Source organism: Streptomyces sp. NPDC050997 (genome assembly GCF_040660135.1).
Lineage (GTDB): Bacteria > Actinomycetota > Actinomycetes > Streptomycetales > Streptomycetaceae > Streptomyces.
The window spans coordinates 70,444-87,682 of sequence record NZ_JBFAGK010000014.1 but is presented as its reverse complement, the minus strand read 5'-3'; the positions used below and the strand labels follow the sequence as shown (position 1 = coordinate 87,682).

Annotated in this window: 12 protein-coding genes; all 12 read right to left on the bottom strand. The window is 70.3% G+C overall.

Annotated features, from left to right (window positions below):
• Positions 1–440: 440 nt before the first annotated feature.
• The 12 genes from AB0H86_RS28475 to AB0H86_RS28420 all read right to left on the bottom strand — a co-directional run bounded on the left by AB0H86_RS28475 (position 441) and on the right by AB0H86_RS28420 (position 17,211).
• Entirely contained in the window at positions 441–722 is a 282-nt protein-coding gene (locus AB0H86_RS28475) for an HU family DNA-binding protein (protein WP_007382399.1), read from the bottom strand.
• Positions 723–1,060: 338 nt separating this feature from the next.
• The gene (locus AB0H86_RS28470; RefSeq protein WP_362444666.1) at positions 1,061–2,488 is read right to left on the bottom strand and encodes an NAD-dependent malic enzyme; all 1,428 of its coding nucleotides are present in this window, start codon (positions 2,486–2,488) and stop codon (positions 1,061–1,063) included.
• 338 nt (positions 2,489–2,826) lie between these two features.
• Positions 2,827–5,331 carry a UvrD-helicase domain-containing protein gene (locus AB0H86_RS28465; protein ID WP_362444663.1) on the bottom strand — a complete coding sequence of 835 codons (2,505 nt, stop codon included), beginning with the start codon at positions 5,329–5,331 and terminating at the stop codon, positions 2,827–2,829.
• An 82-nt stretch (positions 5,332–5,413) separates the two neighbouring features.
• Positions 5,414–6,241, bottom strand: a complete 828-nt coding sequence (locus AB0H86_RS28460) for a zf-HC2 domain-containing protein (protein ID WP_362444660.1) — start codon at positions 6,239–6,241, stop codon at positions 5,414–5,416.
• Entirely contained in the window at positions 6,241–6,762 is a 522-nt protein-coding gene (locus AB0H86_RS28455) for a sigma-70 family RNA polymerase sigma factor (protein WP_010039908.1), read from the bottom strand. The genes AB0H86_RS28460 and AB0H86_RS28455 overlap by 1 nt, the downstream gene beginning before the upstream one ends.
• A 318-nt stretch (positions 6,763–7,080) precedes the next feature.
• Positions 7,081–7,674, bottom strand: coding sequence for a CGNR zinc finger domain-containing protein (locus tag AB0H86_RS28450; RefSeq protein ID WP_362444657.1), 594 nt, complete (start codon positions 7,672–7,674; stop codon positions 7,081–7,083).
• A gap of 563 nt (positions 7,675–8,237) precedes the next feature.
• Positions 8,238–9,389: a uroporphyrinogen-III synthase gene (locus AB0H86_RS28445; protein ID WP_362444655.1), complete on the bottom strand. Its 1,152-nt coding sequence runs from the start codon at positions 9,387–9,389 to the stop codon at positions 8,238–8,240.
• Positions 9,390–9,526: 137 nt separating this feature from the next.
• Positions 9,527–10,909: a nitrate/nitrite transporter gene (locus tag AB0H86_RS28440; RefSeq protein WP_362444652.1), complete on the bottom strand. Its 1,383-nt coding sequence runs from the start codon at positions 10,907–10,909 to the stop codon at positions 9,527–9,529.
• Positions 10,910–11,257: 348 nt separating this feature from the next.
• Positions 11,258–12,523 (bottom strand): acyltransferase, encoded by a 1,266-nt coding sequence (locus AB0H86_RS28435; RefSeq protein ID WP_362444649.1) that lies wholly within the window; start codon positions 12,521–12,523, stop codon positions 11,258–11,260.
• Positions 12,520–14,712 carry a glycosyltransferase gene (locus AB0H86_RS28430; RefSeq protein ID WP_362444647.1) on the bottom strand — a complete coding sequence of 731 codons (2,193 nt, stop codon included), beginning with the start codon at positions 14,710–14,712 and terminating at the stop codon, positions 12,520–12,522. The genes AB0H86_RS28435 and AB0H86_RS28430 overlap by 4 nt, the downstream gene beginning before the upstream one ends.
• A 208-nt stretch (positions 14,713–14,920) precedes the next feature.
• Positions 14,921–15,958, bottom strand: a complete 1,038-nt coding sequence (locus tag AB0H86_RS28425; RefSeq protein WP_362444644.1) for a hypothetical protein — start codon at positions 15,956–15,958, stop codon at positions 14,921–14,923.
• A 278-nt stretch (positions 15,959–16,236) separates the two neighbouring features.
• Positions 16,237–17,211, bottom strand: coding sequence for a LysR family transcriptional regulator (locus AB0H86_RS28420; RefSeq protein ID WP_362444641.1), 975 nt, complete (start codon positions 17,209–17,211; stop codon positions 16,237–16,239).
• Positions 17,212–17,239 lie beyond the last annotated feature (28 nt).

The window sequence follows — 17,239 nt, the reverse complement described above, 5'->3', positions numbered from 1 at the left end:
CGCGAAGGTCGAGCTGCCGGGCAAGGCACTGGGCTGACCTCGTCCAGGCGACCCCGGCTCTGAGCAACACCGTCCCGGCCGGGGGTCCGGGGGTCGCCCCCCGGGCAGGCACAGCATGGAGAAGCTCGTAGAGCTGGGCGCGAAGGTCGAGCTGCCGGGCAAGGCACTGGGCTGACCTCGTCCAGGCGACCCCGGCTCTGAGCAACACCGTCCCGGCCGGGGGTCCGGGGGTCGTCCCCCGGGCAGGCACAGCATGGAGAAGCTCGTGGAGCTGGGCGCGAAGGTCGAGCTGCCGGGCAAGGCTCTCGGATAGCGCGCACGGCGGCGCTCGGATAACGCGCACGGCGAGTGAGTACGACGATGGGGCGGCCCCCGATGAGGGGGGCCGCCCCATTGGCGCTACCGAGCCTCGTACGCAGTGTCGTCGCGTACCTGAAGGCTTACTTGCCCTTGGCGGCTTCCTTGAGCTTCGAGCCCGCCGAGACCTTGACGCTGTAGCCGGCCGGGATCTGGATCGGGTCACCGGTCTGCGGGTTGCGCGCGGTGCGAGCGGCACGGTGGGTGCGCTCGAAGGTCAGGAAGCCGGGGATGGTGACCTTCTCGTCGCCCTTGGCGACGATCTCGCCGACGGTCTCGGCGAACGCGGCCAGAACGGCGTCGGCGTCCTTACGAGTCACCTCGGCGCGGTCGGCCAGCGCGGCCACCAGCTCACTGCGGTTCATGTTGTTACTCCCGTGTTCTTCTTGCCGTTGAGGCGTGCCACGCGGCGGAGCCGCATGTTGGGCACAGCGAAAGCCGATGCTGCCAGGTTCCTCGGTGAGTCCCCGGAGCAGGGTCCGTCGTAAGACCCTCGCGCCCAGGGACGCATCCTGCCCCTACCTGCGGCGCGAAAGCCAATCCGGCGCCCGTAGGAGTCGTGAGAACACCCTTGGGAGTCACACGAGGAGGGCCTGAGCCTGGCCGACACGATAAACGTCGGCCACAGACCCCGGGTTCCACGACGCGCCGATGTCAGGCCTTGCCGTGGCGATACTCACAACGAGTACACCCCCACGGGCGCCTACGGCGCCGTGGGAGCCGTCACGCCCGCGGCCTTCGCGGCGTCCCGTACCGCCCCGGCGACCGCGCCCGCGACCTTGTCGTTGAACACGCTCGGGATGATGTAGTTCGGGTTCAGCTCGTCCTCGGTCACGACGTCCGCCAGCGCCTTCGCGGCGGCGATCATCATCTCGGTGTTGACCGTGCGGGACTGCGCGTCCAGCAGACCGCGGAAGACGCCCGGGAAGACCAGCACGTTGTTGATCTGGTTCGGGAAGTCGGAGCGGCCGGTGGCCACGACCGCCGCCGTCTCGCGGGCGATCGCCGGGTCGACCTCGGGGTCCGGGTTCGCGAGCGCGAATACGATCGCCCCGTCGGCCATGGCAGCCACGTCGTTGCCGTCGAGGACGTTCGGGGCGGAGACGCCGATGAAGACGTCCGCGCCGCGCACGGCCTCCTTCAGCGTGCCGGTGAGGTTCTCGGGGTTGGTGTTGTCGGCGATCCAGCGCAGCGGCGAGTCCGTGGCGGCGTCGACCAGGTCCTCGCGGCCGGCGTGCACGACGCCCTGGATGTCGGCGACGACGGCGTTCTTGAGGCCCGCCGCGATCAGCAGCTTGAGGATGGCCGTACCGGCCGCACCGGCCCCGGACATGACGACCCGGATGTTCTCGATCGCCTTGCCCGTCACACGCAGCGCGTTCGTGAGCGAGGCGAGGACGACGATCGCGGTGCCGTGCTGGTCGTCGTGGAAGACGGGGATGTCGAGGGCCTCCCGCAGCCGCGCCTCGATCTCGAAGCAGCGCGGGGCGGAGATGTCCTCCAGGTTGATGCCGGCGAAGCCCGGGGCGATCGCCTTGACGATCTCGACGATGGCGTCGGTGTCCTGGGTGTCCAGGCACAGCGGCCAGGCGTCGATGCCGGCGAACCGCTTGAAGAGCGCCGCCTTGCCCTCCATGACCGGGAGGGCGGCCTTCGGGCCGATGTTGCCGAGGCCCAGCACGGCCGAGCCGTCCGTCACTACCGCAACGGAGTTCCGCTTGATGGTCAGGCGGCGGGCGTCCTCGGGGTTCTCGGCGATGGCCATGCACACGCGGGCGACGCCCGGCGTGTAGATCATGGACAGGTCGTCACGGTTGCGGATCGGATGCTTGGACTGCATCTCGATCTTGCCGCCGAGGTGCATGAGGAACGTACGGTCCGAGACCTTGCCGAGGGTGACACCCTCGATGCCGCGCAGCTGCTCGACGATCTCGTCGGCGTGCGCGGTGGAGCTGGCCGCGATGGTGACGTCGATCCGCAGCTTCTCGTGGCCGGAAGCGGTCACGTCGAGGCCGGTCACCGAGCCTCCGTGGGACTCCACGGCCGTGGTGATCTGAGAGACCGCGGTTCCGCCCGCGGGCACCTCAAGCCGGGCCGTAATCGAGTAGGAGACGCTGGGCGCCGTTGCCATGGCCGACTTCCTCTGCTTTCACCTGACGCTGGATCTGTCCGATGGTCGCACCTACCGCCGGGTAGGCGTTAGCCGGGTGGGATTGCGAACTTTTTGTTCGCCAGGTCGCAGAGGAGCCGCGGCCTCGAGAGCGAACAAGCATGAAAAAGAGGCCCACGTCACTTGGTGACGTGGGCCTCTCATCCGTTCAATGACACCGACCCGCCATGCTCGCCTCGCGGCAAGTGGTCGCTCGTAGCGACGAAGGTTGGGCCCGGGGGCTTGGATCGGGCCGGTGCCACACTCAGGCTAACAAACGGATGCCCGAACGCCATTCCCGTCCGGGGAGTTCGCTGGAATCAGTCCCGGAGCAGGTCCGGCACCCCGTCCCCGTCCGGTGTGTCCCGCTCCGCCGACACCACCGTGAGCTGCTGGGTCGCCCTGGTGAGGGCCACGTACAGGACGCGCAGGCCGGCCGGTGACTCGTCCGCGATCTCCGCCGGGGAGACGACCACCGTCGCGTCGTACTCCAGGCCCTTGGCCTCCAGGCTGCCGAGGGCCACGACCCGGTCGCCCAGTCCGGCGAGCCAGCGTCGGGCCTCCTCGCGGCGGTTCATGGCCACGACGACGCCGACGGTGCCGTCGACGAGGTCGAGGAGCCGGGCGGCCTCGGCCCGGACCGTCTGTGCGAGGGAGTCCCGTACGACGGCGAAGCGCGGCTGGACGCCGGTGGAGCGGACGGCCGACGGGGACGGCGAGCCCGGCATGGCCAGCGCCAGCACCTTCGCGGCCAGTTCGGCGATCTCCGCCGGGTTGCGGTAGTTCACGGTCAGCTCGAAGCGGCGGCGCGGGCGGGTGCCCAGGGCCTCGTCGCGGGCCTGGGCGGCCTCTTCGGGGTCGGACCACGAGGACTGGGCCGGGTCGCCGACGACCGTCCAGGTGGCGTGCCGGCCCCGGCGGCCGAGCATCCGCCACTGCATCGGGGTGACGTCCTGGGCCTCGTCGACGATGACGTGGGCGTACTCGGTGCGCTCCTGGGCGAGCCGCTCGGCCCGTTCGCGCTGGGTCTCCTCGCGCACCGGCATCAGCTCCTCGAGGCCGGTGAGCTGGTCGAGCGGGTCCGCCTCGCGCTTGCGGCGCGGGCGGGCCGGGGTGCCGAGGATCGCCTGGAGCTCGTCCAGCATGGCGATGTCGTGCACGGAGAGTCCGTCCCGGCGCAGGGACCGGGCGACCTTGCGGACCTCGCCGGGGTTGAGGATCCGGCGGGCCCAGCGGCCGAGCCGGCGCTCGTCGGCCATGGCGTCCAGGACGGCCTGCGGGGTCAGCTCGGGCCACCAGGCCCCGAGGAACTCCAGGAAGCTGTCCTCGGAGCTGACGTCCTCGTCGAAGGAGGAGCGCAGCTCGGCGGCCAGCTCCGGGTCGGTGTGCCGGCCGGCCGAGCCTGACCGCGTCCACAGGGCGTCCAGGAGCAGCTTGCGGGCGCGCGGGCGCAGCAGGTTGACGGGCGCGGTGCCGCTGAGGGCGGTCTGTCGGATGCGGTTCAGCTCCGCGGCCTCCAGCTCCAGCCGCCGCCCGAAGGCGACCACCCGGAGCCGGGTGGGCGGACCCACATCCCTCTGGTCCCGCTGGCCCCTCTGGTCCCGCTGGTCGCTCTCGTCGCTCTCGTCGCTCTCGTCGCCGAAGGCGAGCTGTTCGGACGCGAGCCGGTCGGAGCGGGCCCCGTTGGAGGCGCCCGGGCGCGCGGTGGCGCCCCTGCCTCGGCCGGTGCCGGGTCCCGCGCCGCCGGACTCGCCTTCCAGCACGCCCCGGGCGGCCTTCCGCAGCACCTTCAGCATGCGGTACGAGCCCTTGGCCCGGGCGGTGGCCGGGGAGTCGTACAGGGCGGCCTCGGCGCCGTCGACGAGGGAGCCGATCGCCCGGATGGCGACCTGGCCCTCCTCGCCGAGGGACGGGAGGACGCCCTCGGTGTACGCCACGAGCAGCGGGGTCGGGGAGACGATCAGGATGCCGCCCGCGTACCGGCGCCGGTCCTGGTAGAGCAGATAGGCGGCCCGGTGCAGGGCGACCGCCGTCTTGCCGGTGCCCGGGCCGCCCTCGACATACGTCACGGAGGCGGCGGGGGCGCGGATCACCAGGTCCTGCTCGGCCTGGATGGAGGCGACGATGTCCCGCATGGAGTGGGTACGGGCCTGGCCGAGGGCGGCCATCAGAGCGCCGTCGCCGATGACGGCCAGTTCGTGTCCGTCGAGGTGGGCCTTCAGCTCGGGGCGCATCAGGTCGTCCTCGACGCCGAGCACCTTGCGGCCCTTGGAGCGGATCACCCGGCGGCGCACCACCCGGCCCGGGTCGACCGGGGTGGAGCGGTAGAAGGGGGCGGCGGCGGGCGCCCGCCAGTCGATGACCAGCGGGGCGTAGTCCTGGTCGAGGACGCCGATGCGGCCGATGTGCAGGGTCTCGGCGATGTCGGCGGTGTTGTCGTCCCGTACCGCGCCGTCGGCGGCCTCCACGGCCGTGTAGGCGCCGTCGGGCCCCTTCTTGCCGTCCTTGCCGCGGAGCAGGTCGATCCGGCCGAAGAGGAAGTCCTCGAACTCGTTGTTGAGGCGGTTGAGGTGGATGCCGGCCCGGAAGACCTGTGCGTCCCGCTCCGCGAGCGCGCCTGGGGTGCCGACCTGGCCACGCTTCGCCGCGTCGTTCATGAGGAACTCGGCCTCGTGGATCTTCTCCTCAAGGCGCTGGTACACCCGGTCCAGGTGTTCCTGTTCGACGCTGATCTCGCGCTTCCGCACGGAGTCCTGTGCGGATTCCTGGACCGTGTCCTGTGCGGCGACGCGAACGGCGGTTTCCTGCTGAGCCTGAGCGGCCACCGGGCCCCCTTCTGACGTGCTGGGCAGCCGTCAACCGTACGCGAAGGGGGCCCGGGGAAGCTATGTATCCGCTCTCAGCGATTTACGCGTCGACCTGGACGAGCTTCTTGCCGTCGAAGGTCATGACCTCGTAGTGGTCGGTCTCGTTCGGGGTGAAAGCCGCTCCGCCGCCGATGTAGAGCGGGTTCTTGGCCTTTTCGGTCTTGGCGTCCGCGAGGCCGTAGCCCCAGTCGGGGACGGACCAGGAGGAGATCGTCTCGCGCTCGCCGTTCTTGCCGACGGCGATCAGGGAGCACTTGATCGGGCCCTTGACGTTCTTGAGCTCGAGGACGACCTCGGAGCCCCAGTCCTTCTTCTGCGTGCCGATGGTCGCACTGACGTCCGTCGAGGGGTCCGTCGCCGTGACCTTGTCGTCCATGGCCTCGAACGTGGTCTGGGCCGAGCTCGCCAAGGGGGTCGCCTGGGTGCCGCCGCTCGAGTCGCCGCCGTTCGCGGCCACCGCGACGAGCGGGCCGCCGATGATCAGCGCGGCCGCGGCCGCCACCATGTAGAAGCTCTTGCGGCGCTTCTGCGCGCGGCGCTCGGAGACCTCGTCGACAAGGTTGTTCACCAGCCGTGGGCTGGGCTTCGCGGACAACGACTCACCGATGCCGGGGCTGCCGGAGGACCCGGGCAGGTCCGCGAGCGCGGCCAGCATCGGCTCCATGCCGGCGAGTTCGTCGAGCTGCTGGGCGCACCATTCGCAGGTGGCGAGATGGGCTTCGAAAGCGGTTGCTTCGACGTCGTCGAGAAGGCCGAGAGCGTAGGCACCGACGGTTTCGTGTTCGTTCGGGCCCGGAGATCCCATCATGGGGCCAGACATACCCGTACCACCCGTACCGAATCCCTGTGATCCCCCGTACACACTCATCACGCCGTCACCCCCCGCTCCTCCAGTGCCAGCTTCATCGACCGCAGGGCATAGAAGACCCTTGAGCGAACAGTGCCGCTGGGTATGCCCAGGGTCTCGGCCGCCTCGTTGACCGTACGCCCCTTGAAATACGTCTCGACGAGCACCTCCCGGTGGGCCGGGGTCAGGTCGTCGAGCGCATCGGACAACGTCATCAGCCACAGCGCCTTGTCGATCTCGTCCTCCGCGGGGATGACCTCCAGCGGCGACGGATCGACCTCCTGCGGCCGGGCTTGCCGGCTGCGGTGGCCGTCGATGACGATGCGCCGGGCGACCGTCACCAGCCAGGGGCGTACCGATCCGGTCGCTCGATTGAGCTGGCCGGCGTTCTTCCAGGCACGGATGAGTGTCTCCTGCACGACGTCCTCGGCTCTCTGCCGGTCGCCGGCAACCAGACGAAGGACATACGCCAGGAGGGGTCCGGCATGCTCCCTGTACAGGGCACGCATCAGCTCCTCATCAGGTTCCGAGGGCTGGGACATGCGATGTCGGGCCCTCGATCCACGTTCATTGGCCACGACGGAATCCTTGCGCACGCCCACCTCCGATGTCCCGGGGTTCCCCCGGTCGGTCGCTCGCCAACAGGTACGGGCACGCGGAGTTGGGTGTTCAAAGTGACGCGACAGTTTTCTTGTGGGTGTCGTGACGAGGCCGGACATGGGCGCACATTCCCACCGCGTGATCTTTACATTTTCGCCACAACGGCGAGATCAAGCCACCTGCCCGTGAGCCCCGGCGAGTAAACGATGTGTAATCGAAATCACTTCGACAGTCCCTCCACAGAAAGGACATAACGCCGCTCAGGCGCGAGGGAGCGCCGCCCGGCGACGGTGTCTGGCCACTCTTTCCCGGTTCCCGCAGACCTCACTGGAGCACCAACGCCTCCTGCGCCCCCGTGATGTGTCGACGTAGACGATGGGGCAGTTGTCCCCTTCGCACTGTCTGAGCCCCGCCCGCGCGAGCGGATCGGTGAGCAGTTCCACGACGTCCCGGGCGACGGCCCCGAGCAGCGCCGTGCACGCGGGCGGCCCGTCCAGTTCCCGTACGAGCGTGCCGTCCGCACCGGGCACGGCACGGGGAGCCGGGGGCGCGGCACGGGCGATCTCGTTGACGTGGGTGAGCGCGAGGCCGTAGGGCCGCCCCTCGGGAGCCAGCCCGCCCGGCACCAACTGTCCGATACGGGCCCGCAGTTCACGGAATCCGACGAGCCAGGAGGTGTCGGCGTGCGCCAGCTCGGTGCCCGGTGGGACGAGTCCCGACCCGGCGATCCAGGCGCGCAGCACCGCGACGGAGCCGAGGCGTTCGACGGGATGGGTGGTCGCGAGGAGATCCAGACAGATCCGCCCGGCATCGAACCGCAGCTCGTACGCGTCCGTGGCCGTACCCAGTGCCATGTGCCTGTCACCGCCTAGAGGCCACCCCGGGTGGGGAGGGGTGGGTGAGATGCCAGCGAAGAGGCTGGGGGAACCGTGCCCTCTAACAGTGCCTGCCCGATCCTGTCGCCGGAACCCCTCGAAGCCGCGGTAAGAGGGAAGCAAGACCGCAGCGGACCCGCGCCTGGGCCAGGTCCGCACCGAAGGCGACACCACAGAACACCGGCCCAGCTCACTCCAGCCCGTCCGGCGCTTGAGGACGAGGCCGTCCAGGCCGACAGCGGGGGCCTGGGGGCGGCAGCCCCCAGAAGACGCTCACACAGACGCCGAGCACCACCACAGAACACCGGCCCAGCCCACTCCAGCCCGTCCGGCGCTTGAGGACGAGGCCGTCCAGGCCGACAGCGGGGGCTCGGGGGCGGCAGCCCCCAGAAGACGCTCACGCAGACGCCGAGCACCACCACAGAACACCGGCCAGCCCACTCCAGCCCGTCCGGCGCTTGAGGACGAGGCCGCCAGGCCGACAGCGGGGGCCTGGGGGCGGCAGCCCCCAGAAGACGCTCACACAGACGCCGAGTGCCTACTCACCCGTCCGAATACTTCGCATCGGCAGCCGGATCCAACGCCAGCCGATACCCCCGCTTCACCACCGTCTGGATCAGCTTCGGCGCCCCCAGAGACGTCCGCAGGCGAGCCATCGCCGTCTCCACGGCGTGCTCGTCGCGGCCCGAACCGGGCAACGCCCGCAGCAGTTCCGAGCGGGCCACCACCCATCCCGGCCGTCGGGCCAGGGCCCGCAACAGGGACATCCCGGCCGGCGGCACCGGCTTCAGGTCCCCGTCCACCAGCACCGCGTGTCCGCGGATCTCCACCCGGTGCCCGGCGATCGGCAGCGTCCGTGCCCGCCCCGGTAGTTCCTTGCACAGCAACTGGACGAGCGGACCGAGCCGGAACCGCTCCGGCGAGATCGTGTCGACGCCCCGGGCCTGGAGCGGCAGCGCGGTGACCGGGCCGACACAGGCCGACAGCACGTCGTGGTTGAGCGCGGCCAGCAGCTCGGGCAGCAGACCGCGGTCCTCGGCCCGGGACAGCAGAGAGGCGGCGGCCGGCGCGCTGGTGAAGGTGAGCGCGTCCAGGCCGCGGGAGACGGTGGCTTCCAGCAGCCGGTCCACCGGCCCGATGTCCTCCGGCGGCATCCACCGGTAGACGGGCACCCCGAGCACCTCCGCTCCCCCGGCCCGCAGCGACTCCACGAACCCGGGCAGCGGCTCACCATGCAGCTGTACGGCGACACGACGGCCTTCCACGCCCTCCTCCAGCAGCCGGTCGAGCACCTCGGCCATGGACTCGGACGACGGCGACCACTCCTCGGTCAGGCCGGCGGCACGTACCGCGCCCTTGACCTTGGGGCCGCGCGCCAGCAGCTCCACCCCCCGCAGCCGGGCCAGCAGATCCTCGCCGAGGCCCCAGCCGTCGGCGGCCTCGACCCAGCCACGGAAGCCGATCGCGGTGGTGGCGACCACGACGTCCGGCGCCTGGTCGATGACCTGCTTGGTCGCCGCGAGCAGCTCGCTGTCGTCGGCGAGCTGCACGATGCGCAGGGCGGGGGCATGCATGACGGCCGCGCCACGCCGCTGGAGCAGTGTGCCCAGCTCGTCGGCCCGGCGCGCGGCGGTCACCCCGACGGTGAAGCCCGCGAGGGGGCCATGGTCCGGTAGCTGCTGTTCGTCGTACATAACTCTCGTCCCACACTCGAGTCGGCACCTGCGTGAGGTGGTCGCACCCAGGTATGAGGTGCTGGCACCCGCATGCCGAACGAGCCTGTCAACGGTGCGTGACAGGCTCGGTTCGGCTTGATGTCAGCAGTGTTACGTCACACCTCCGCGTAGTTGAGCTGCGGCTTCGTGTCGGTGGCAGCCGTCGTCGTGGTCTGGCGGACCGGACGGCGAAGGTATACGGCCCAGGTGACCACGAAACAGGCGCCGTAGAAGGCGAGGAAGGCGACGAAGGCGCCGGTGCCGGAGCCGTAGGAGAGGAAGGACTGCCGGAAGGCGAGGTTGATGCCCACTCCGCCGAGCGCGCCGACCGCGCCGATCAGGCCCATGGAGGCACCGGAGAGGCGACGCCCGTACGCGGCGGCCTCTTCGCCCTCCAGCCCCTTGGCCAGGGCCTTCGTCTGGAAGATGCCGGGGATCATCTTGTACGTCGAGCCGTTGCCGAGGCCGCTGAGGACGAACAGCACCACGAAGGCGCAGGTGAACAGGGTCAGCGACTTCTGCATGCTGGCGGCGATGAGAACCGCGGTCGCCACGCCCATCCCGATGTAGTTGTACAGCGTGATCTTCGAGCCGCCGTACTTGTCGGCCAGCGAACCGCCCACGGGACGGATCAGCGAGCCGAGCAGCGGGCCGATGAAGGTGACGTACGCCGCCTCCAGCGGGGTGCGGCCGAACTGGTTCTGCAGGACCTGGCCGAAGGCGAAGCTGTATCCGATGAACGACCCGAACGTCCCGACGTAGAGGAAGGACATGATCCAGGTGTGCGCGTCCTTCGCCGCGTCCTTGGCGGCGCCGGTGTCGTTCTTCACGGACGCGAGGTTGTCCATGAACAGCGCGGCGAGGACCGCGGCGACGACGATCAGCGGGATGTAGATCCCCAGCAGCACCCGCGGGCCGCCGCTGGCGCCGATGATCGCGAGCGCGACCAGCTGGATGACCGGCACGCCGATGTTGCCGCCGCCCGCGTTCAGGCCGAGGGCCCAGCCCTTCTTGCGGAGCGGGAAGAAGGCGTTGATGTTGGTCATCGAGGAGGCGAAGTTGCCACCGCCGATACCGGCCAGCAGGCCGACCAGCAGGAAGGTGTTGAAGGAGGTGCCCGGCTCCATCACCGTGAACGCGGCGACGGTCGGGACCAGCAGGAGGGCCGCCGAGACGATCGTCCAGTTCCGCCCGCCGAAGATCGCGACCGCGAAGGTGTAGGGCACCCGGACGACGGCGCCGACCAGCGTCACCATCGACGTCAGCAGGAACTTGTCCGCCGGGGTGAGCCCGTACTCCGGGCCCATGAAGAGCACCAGCACGGACCACATGGTCCAGATCGAGAACCCGATGTGCTCGGAAAGGACGGAGAAGAGGAGATTGCGCTTGGCGACCTTCTCTCCGGTCTCCTTCCAGAAGGTCTCGTCCTCCGGATCCCACTGCTGGATCCAGCGGCCGCCCCTGCTCGGGGGTGCGGGGGCTGTGCTCGGGGCTGTCATGACGCCTCCACGGTGCTCCGGGGCTCAGGTGGTCAGGGAGTGGCTGAGTCCCGACGGTAGGGAGGGCGCGTTTCCGGGCTGTGGCATCCGGTGACCGGAAGGGAACGTTGCTCTCACCCGGCTCGAAGTCGGGATGAGAGGTTTCGGAACCAATGTGACTCGGCTCCTGGGTGAGCGACCACGGCCGTGCCGGCGAACCGGCCATCGGGGTTGCTTCACACACCCCGGTCCACACCGGTTGTCTCGTAGTGATCGTGCAGGCAATCGCTCACCGTTGCCCCCGGCCCCGGCACGACCAGCCCGGCGGCTCCGCGCCGGTCGGCGGGCCAGCGGGACGCGCGGCCGCCCTCACACCCGGTGCGCCCCGGACCCGGACCCGGACCTGGGCTTGGACCTCGGCCTCGGCCTGGGCCCGGACCTGGAGCGCGCACGCTTCTCCTGTGAGCCGTCCGGCCACAGCCTCGGCCTCCGCTTGGCCGCCACGTCCTCCATCCAGCCGAAGGCGAGGATGCAGCAGGCGGTGAGGGCCCAGACGACGACCAGCAGGGGCCAGGAGCTCTCCAGCAGCCAGGGGACGTTCTCCTCCAGCAGCGGGATGTTCCACAAGTGGTCCCACAGTGACTCGGCGACCACGATGCAGACGTTGTGCCACAGGTAGATGGTCACCGCCCGGGAGTTGAACAGGGTGACCAGCCGGTCCCAGCGGCGCAGCGGGCGCGGCCACTCCGACCAGGAGGGGCTGAAGTGCAGGAGCAGCAGCACGGTGGCGAATGACCACAGGGACTGGGCGAAGGGGATGTCGTCGAGGTCGTGGTCCGGTTTGAAGCCGTGCGTGAGCATGTACCAGAGGCCGAGGCAGGCGACCACGGGCGCGAGCGAGGGCACGACGTAGCGGGGCAGGCGTTGCAGGATGCCTTCCTGGTGGGCCATGCCGAGGAGCCAGCAGGAGCCGAACGCGCCGAAGTCGACGAGGTTGGAGTCGAGCCGCCAGCTGGGCACGGTGAGCCAGCCGAACTCCAGGGCCGCGGACACGGCGATCGGCGACAGGATCGTCGGCCAGGGAAGCGCGCGCAGGGCCTTCAGCAGGAACGGCGACAGCAGGACGAACCACAGGTAGGCGCGGATGTACCAGAGCGGTACGGCCAGCTGTTCGGCCCATTCGTCGCCGATCAGCCCGTGGATGCCGGGTACGCCCTCGCCGTACGGCGGGTCGCTCAGCGGCAGGATCCAGAAGGAGAGGTGGATCCACCACCAGCCCGGATGGCCCTCGGAGTCCGGCCCCCAGCCTCCGAGCAGCATGCCCGACACCCCGATGGTGCCCAGCAGCCACAGCGGCGGCAGCAGCCGGCGCATACGGCCGCGGACGACCTGCACCGCGGGGCGTTTGCCGAGGGAGCGGGCCATGAGGTTGCCGGCCAGAGCGAACATCACGCCCATGGACGGGAACACCACCGGGAGCCAGGCCCAGCCGAACAGGTGGTAGAAGACGACCCGGCCGAGGGCGATGGCCCGCAGCAGGTCGAAGTAGCGGTCGCGGCCGGAAGCGGGGGCCGACCGCTGCTCGGGCACCCCGGGCTGTTCCTGCGTGGCGGGCTGCGTGGGTGCCGTACTCATCCCACCGGCCTCCTTTCCGTGACCTTCCTGCCCTGCGCGGACGGTTCCGGCGGTGCCGACACCCCGCCCATGCGCCGAAGCTTCTGCCAGCGCAGCCGGCCGCCGGTGAGGGCGGTGATCCAGGACTGGAGCAGGACGACGTACATCAGCTGGCGGTAGAGGATCTGTTGCAGGGGCAGTGAGATGAGCGGGGTCAGCCGCTCGCGGTCCAGGACGAAGGAGTACATGGCGCAGGCGGCCTGGATGGCGAGGACGCCGAACCAGGCCACGATCGTCTTTCCGGTGGGGCCGAAGACCAGGCCGTAAATGAGGAACACGTCGATCAGCGGGGCCAGCAGCGGCGCCAGAACCATGAAGAGGGACACCAGCGGCAGTCCGACCCGGCCGAAGCGGCCCGACGGGCCCCGGTCGAAGAAGGCGCCGCGGTGTTTCCAGATCGCCTGCATGGTGCCGTACGACCAGCGGTAGCGCTGGGACCACAGCTGCTGGACGGACTCCGGGGCCTCGGTCCAGGCGCGGGCGTTCTCGGCGTAGACGACGCGCCAGCCGTCGCGGTGGATGGCCATGGTGATGTCGGTGTCCTCGGCGAGCGTGTCGTCGCTCATGCTGCCGACCCGTTCCAGGGCCGTACGCCGGAAGGCTCCGACGGCGCCCGGGATGGTGGGCATGCACTGCAGGACGTCGTACATCCGGCGGTCCAGGTTGAAGCCCATCACGTACTCGATGTGCTGCCAGGCGCCGATGAGGGTGTCCTTGTTGCCGACCTTCGCGTTGCCGGCGACCGCGCCGACCCGGCGGTCCCCGAAGGGCTGCACGAGTTCGCGGACCGTGGACGGTTCGAAGACGGTGTCGCCGTCCATCATCACGACGAGGTCGTACCGGGCGTTCGCCACGCCCCGGTTGAGGGCGGCGGGCTTGCCCGCGTTGAGCTGGCGGACCACGCGGACGTTCGGCAGGGCGAGGTCCTCCACGATCCGGGCGGTGCCGTCGCTCGACCCGTCGTCGATGACGACGACCTCGATCGGATGGTCGCTCTGCATCAGTGACCGCACGGTGCTCTCGATGCACTTGGCCTCGTTGTACGCCGGGACCAGCACCGACACCGGTTCGGTGACCGGCGCTCCCCAGCGGAAGCCGCGGCGGCGGACCCGGCGGACGTGGACGCCGGAGAGCACGAACATCAGGCCGAAGCGCGACATGACCAGGAAGCCGATGACGGCGAGGCAGACCACCATGACGGCAGTGATGTTGTCCGAGGCCTGCACGAGGAAGATCCAGGCCTTGCCCTTCCACAGGTCGATGCCGGTGACCGGGGTGTGCGCGCTGGGCGCGTCAAGGGCCTCGGTGAGGTTGTCGAACTCGTAGCCCTTGGTCTGCATGTCGGGCAGGAAGCGGTCGAGTGCCCGCACGGTCTGGTGGCGGTCACCGCCGGAGTCGTGCATCAGGACGACGGCGCCCTTGCCGCCCTTGGGCGTGGCGTTGCGGATGATCTGCGCGACGCCCGGCTTGCGCCAGTCCTCGCTGTCGGTGTTGTTGACGACGGTGATGTAGCCGCGGGTGCCGATGTACTCGGTGACGGGCCAGGACCTGTTGTCCATGGCGTCGGCGAAGGAGGAGTACGGCGGCCGGAAGAGCGAGGTGCGGATGCCGGCGGCGCCGGTGATGGCGAGCTGGGTCTGGGACAGCTCCCAGTCGATGCGCTTCTGCGACTGGTAGGAGAGGTCGGGGTGGTTGAAGGTGTGCAGGCCGACCTCGTGGCCCTCGTCGACCATGCGTTTGACCAGGTCCGGATAGCGCGAGGCCATGGTGCCGGTGACGAAGAAGACGGCGTGCGCGTGGTGCTTCTTGAGCATGTCCAGGACCTTGGGGGTCCAGGTCGGGTCGGGGCCGTCGTCGAAGGTGAGGACCATGCGGTGGTCGGGCACCTTCAGGGTGGTGGTGCGGCCGCCACGGGTGTCGATGACCGGGCCCCCGTCGATTATCTTCTCGGGCACCTTGTCGATGGAGGCCTCGGCCCGGACACGGTGGTCGGCGAGGATCTCGCTGTGGACGTAGCCGCGCAGCATCAGCATCGCCATCAGCGCGACGAGGACGAGCAGCGGCAGCAGCAGACGCATGGGCAGGCGGCGACGCCGGGAGCCGCCAGGGGCTCCGGTCGTGGCCCCGCGACGGCGGGTGCGGGATGCCATCAGAGGTTGTGCTCCGGGGACAGGGATGCCATCGGACGATGGACACCGGGTACGGGGGTGCCACCAGACGATGAACACCGGAATCGGGGTGCTGTCACGGGGAGCACCGGGTCGGCGGACGGCCACCTGGAACCCCGCCCCTCCGACCGGCGCACACCGCGACAGCTGGGGCGCCGTTCGGTGGAGGGCGTCGGGAGTGTTGGGGTCATCAGGCGACGGGGACCGTGGACGAGGTCGGAGCCGGCGGCGCGGGGTCGGCGGTGGCCGGCTCCGTGGCGATGGGCGACGGGTCGCTCGGGCCGTTGGCCACCGGGCCGGGGCCGGGTGCCGGGCTCTCGCCGGTGCCCGTGGTCACGGTCGGCGTGGGCGTGGGCGTGGGCGTGGTTCCCGGGTCGGATGGCGTCGGGGTGGCAGGGCCCGTGGCCGACGGTGTCGTTGTCGGCGTCGGGGTGGGCACGGTCGGGCCGGCGCCCGGCGCCGTCGCGGTGCCGGTCGGGCTCGTCTTCGGGGACGCCGAGCTGCCCGGCTTGGCGGGGCCAGCGGTGGCACCGGACGCGGTGGCGCCGGGTGTCTCAGCGGTCGCGGTGCCCTGGCCGGCCGTCGGGGTGGTGGAGCCGGGTGAGCTGCCGACGGTGCCGCCGCGCGGCGCCGAGTCGGTGGGCGGCGTCGTGCTCTCGACCTCGCCGGCGGGCTTTCCCGCGTCCTGGCCCGGCACGGGCAGCCAGGGCGCGTTGGAGTTGCCGGACAGCAGGGTGATGACGATGACGACGGCGTAGACCGCACACGCCAGCCCGACGGCGATGCCGATCCGGCGGTACAGGCGGCTGCGGCGACCCGACTCGTCCACGAAGACGGGACCGTCGGAGGCGTCCTGACCATCGCCCGACCCGTCGGCGCCCTTGACCTGCCGTACGAGCATGTCCTCCAACTGCTGCCCTATGCCGTCGAGTTGGACCGTCACCTCATGCGGGTCATGGGAGGGATCACTGTCATCGCGCCCATTTCCGCCCGGCACATCATGGCCGGAACCCGACCCGTCGGACTCCTCCCACGGATCCCGCACGGGGGCGGTCCGCCCCGCGCACCCGGGACGGCCCGGGGACGCGCCGGGCGACCCGAGGACATCGGCGCCGTCGATCCGGCCCGCGTCCGGGACGCCCCGGGTACGTCGGCCGAGCCTCTTCGTCCTGCCGGTCAACGAGGCGGACCGGACGCCCTGGCTCGGGATTCCGTTTTCGCCACTCACGAGGATCTCGTTCCCGCTGGTCGCCGGAAACGCCTGGGTGTGACCCCCTGGAACCGAAGGGTCCAGGGTCGAGGCGGCCTCAGGCCATTCCGGTTGAGCTTCTTCTTGCCACTTCTTCACTTGCACGCACATCCCCCCACGGGACAGTTCCGGGTGCGCGTTCGACCCCGAGCACCAGCCGGTCGAACCGAGCCCCCACCCGATTCGAGCGCCCCCTTTATCACATTGTGCTCAGACCCAGAATGTAGCGCACGAGGAGGTTCCGTGTTGGCCGCGTGTCAATAGTGAGCGCTCAACAGGGCCAAATCAATGGCTGGAATCCATCCCTCGACCGTTCGATCAAGCCAGCCCTTCTCGACCGACAGTTCGACCACGGCCCGGCGCAGCGCGGCAAAACCCGGATGCACCAGCCCCTTACGCCACACCAGTGACACGAGTGACCACGGAACGGGGTCGATCAGGGGTCGCGTCACCGTCGCGGGCATGGCCGGAAAATCCACCACGGCGAGTACCGGAGTTCGGGTCTTCGCCATGATCCGCTGGAACTCCTCGTCCCCGACGGCGAGCGGAGCGGGGGGCGCGACTTCCACGCCCCTCCCCTCGAACAGCGCTCGGGCCAGTTCGGTCCACTCCGGCGTGCGCGGATTTCCGGCGCCCGCGTACACGGCCTCACCGGCGAGGGCGTCGACCGGCACCGCCTCCAGCTCCGCCAGCGGATGCTCCTCGGGCAGGACGACCGCCATCGGCTCGAAACGCACGGGCTGATGCTCCAGGCCCGCCCGCAGCACCGGATCAAGGCCCGCGAACCGCCCGAAGGACGCGTCCAGCCGGCCCGCGAGCAGCTCGCCCGCGGCGTAGGTCAGCCCGCTCTCGTACCGGGCCATCAGCTCGTGCTCGGGGGCGAGTTCCCGGGCCCGGTACAGCACCTGGCGGCCGGTGACCAGGCCCGGTGAGTTCAGGTCCACCAGCAGGGGCCGGGCCTGCCCGAAGGCGGCGAGCAGTTCGTCCTGCGCCTGGAGGGCACGGCGCGCGTACGGCACCAGTCGCTCGCCGTCGGCGGTCAGCGTCACCTGCCGGGTGGTCCGCACGAACAGCTCGGCGCCCAGCTCCCGCTCCAGCCGTCGTACGTCCCGGCTGAGCGCCTGCTGGGCGACGTAGAGGCGGGTGGCGGCGCGGGTGAAGTGCAGTTCCTCGGCGACGGCGAGGAAGGCGCGCAGCAGACGGGGGTCGATGTGGTGGCCGGTTGCGGGCATCCGGCGAACTTACAACAGAAGTGCGTCA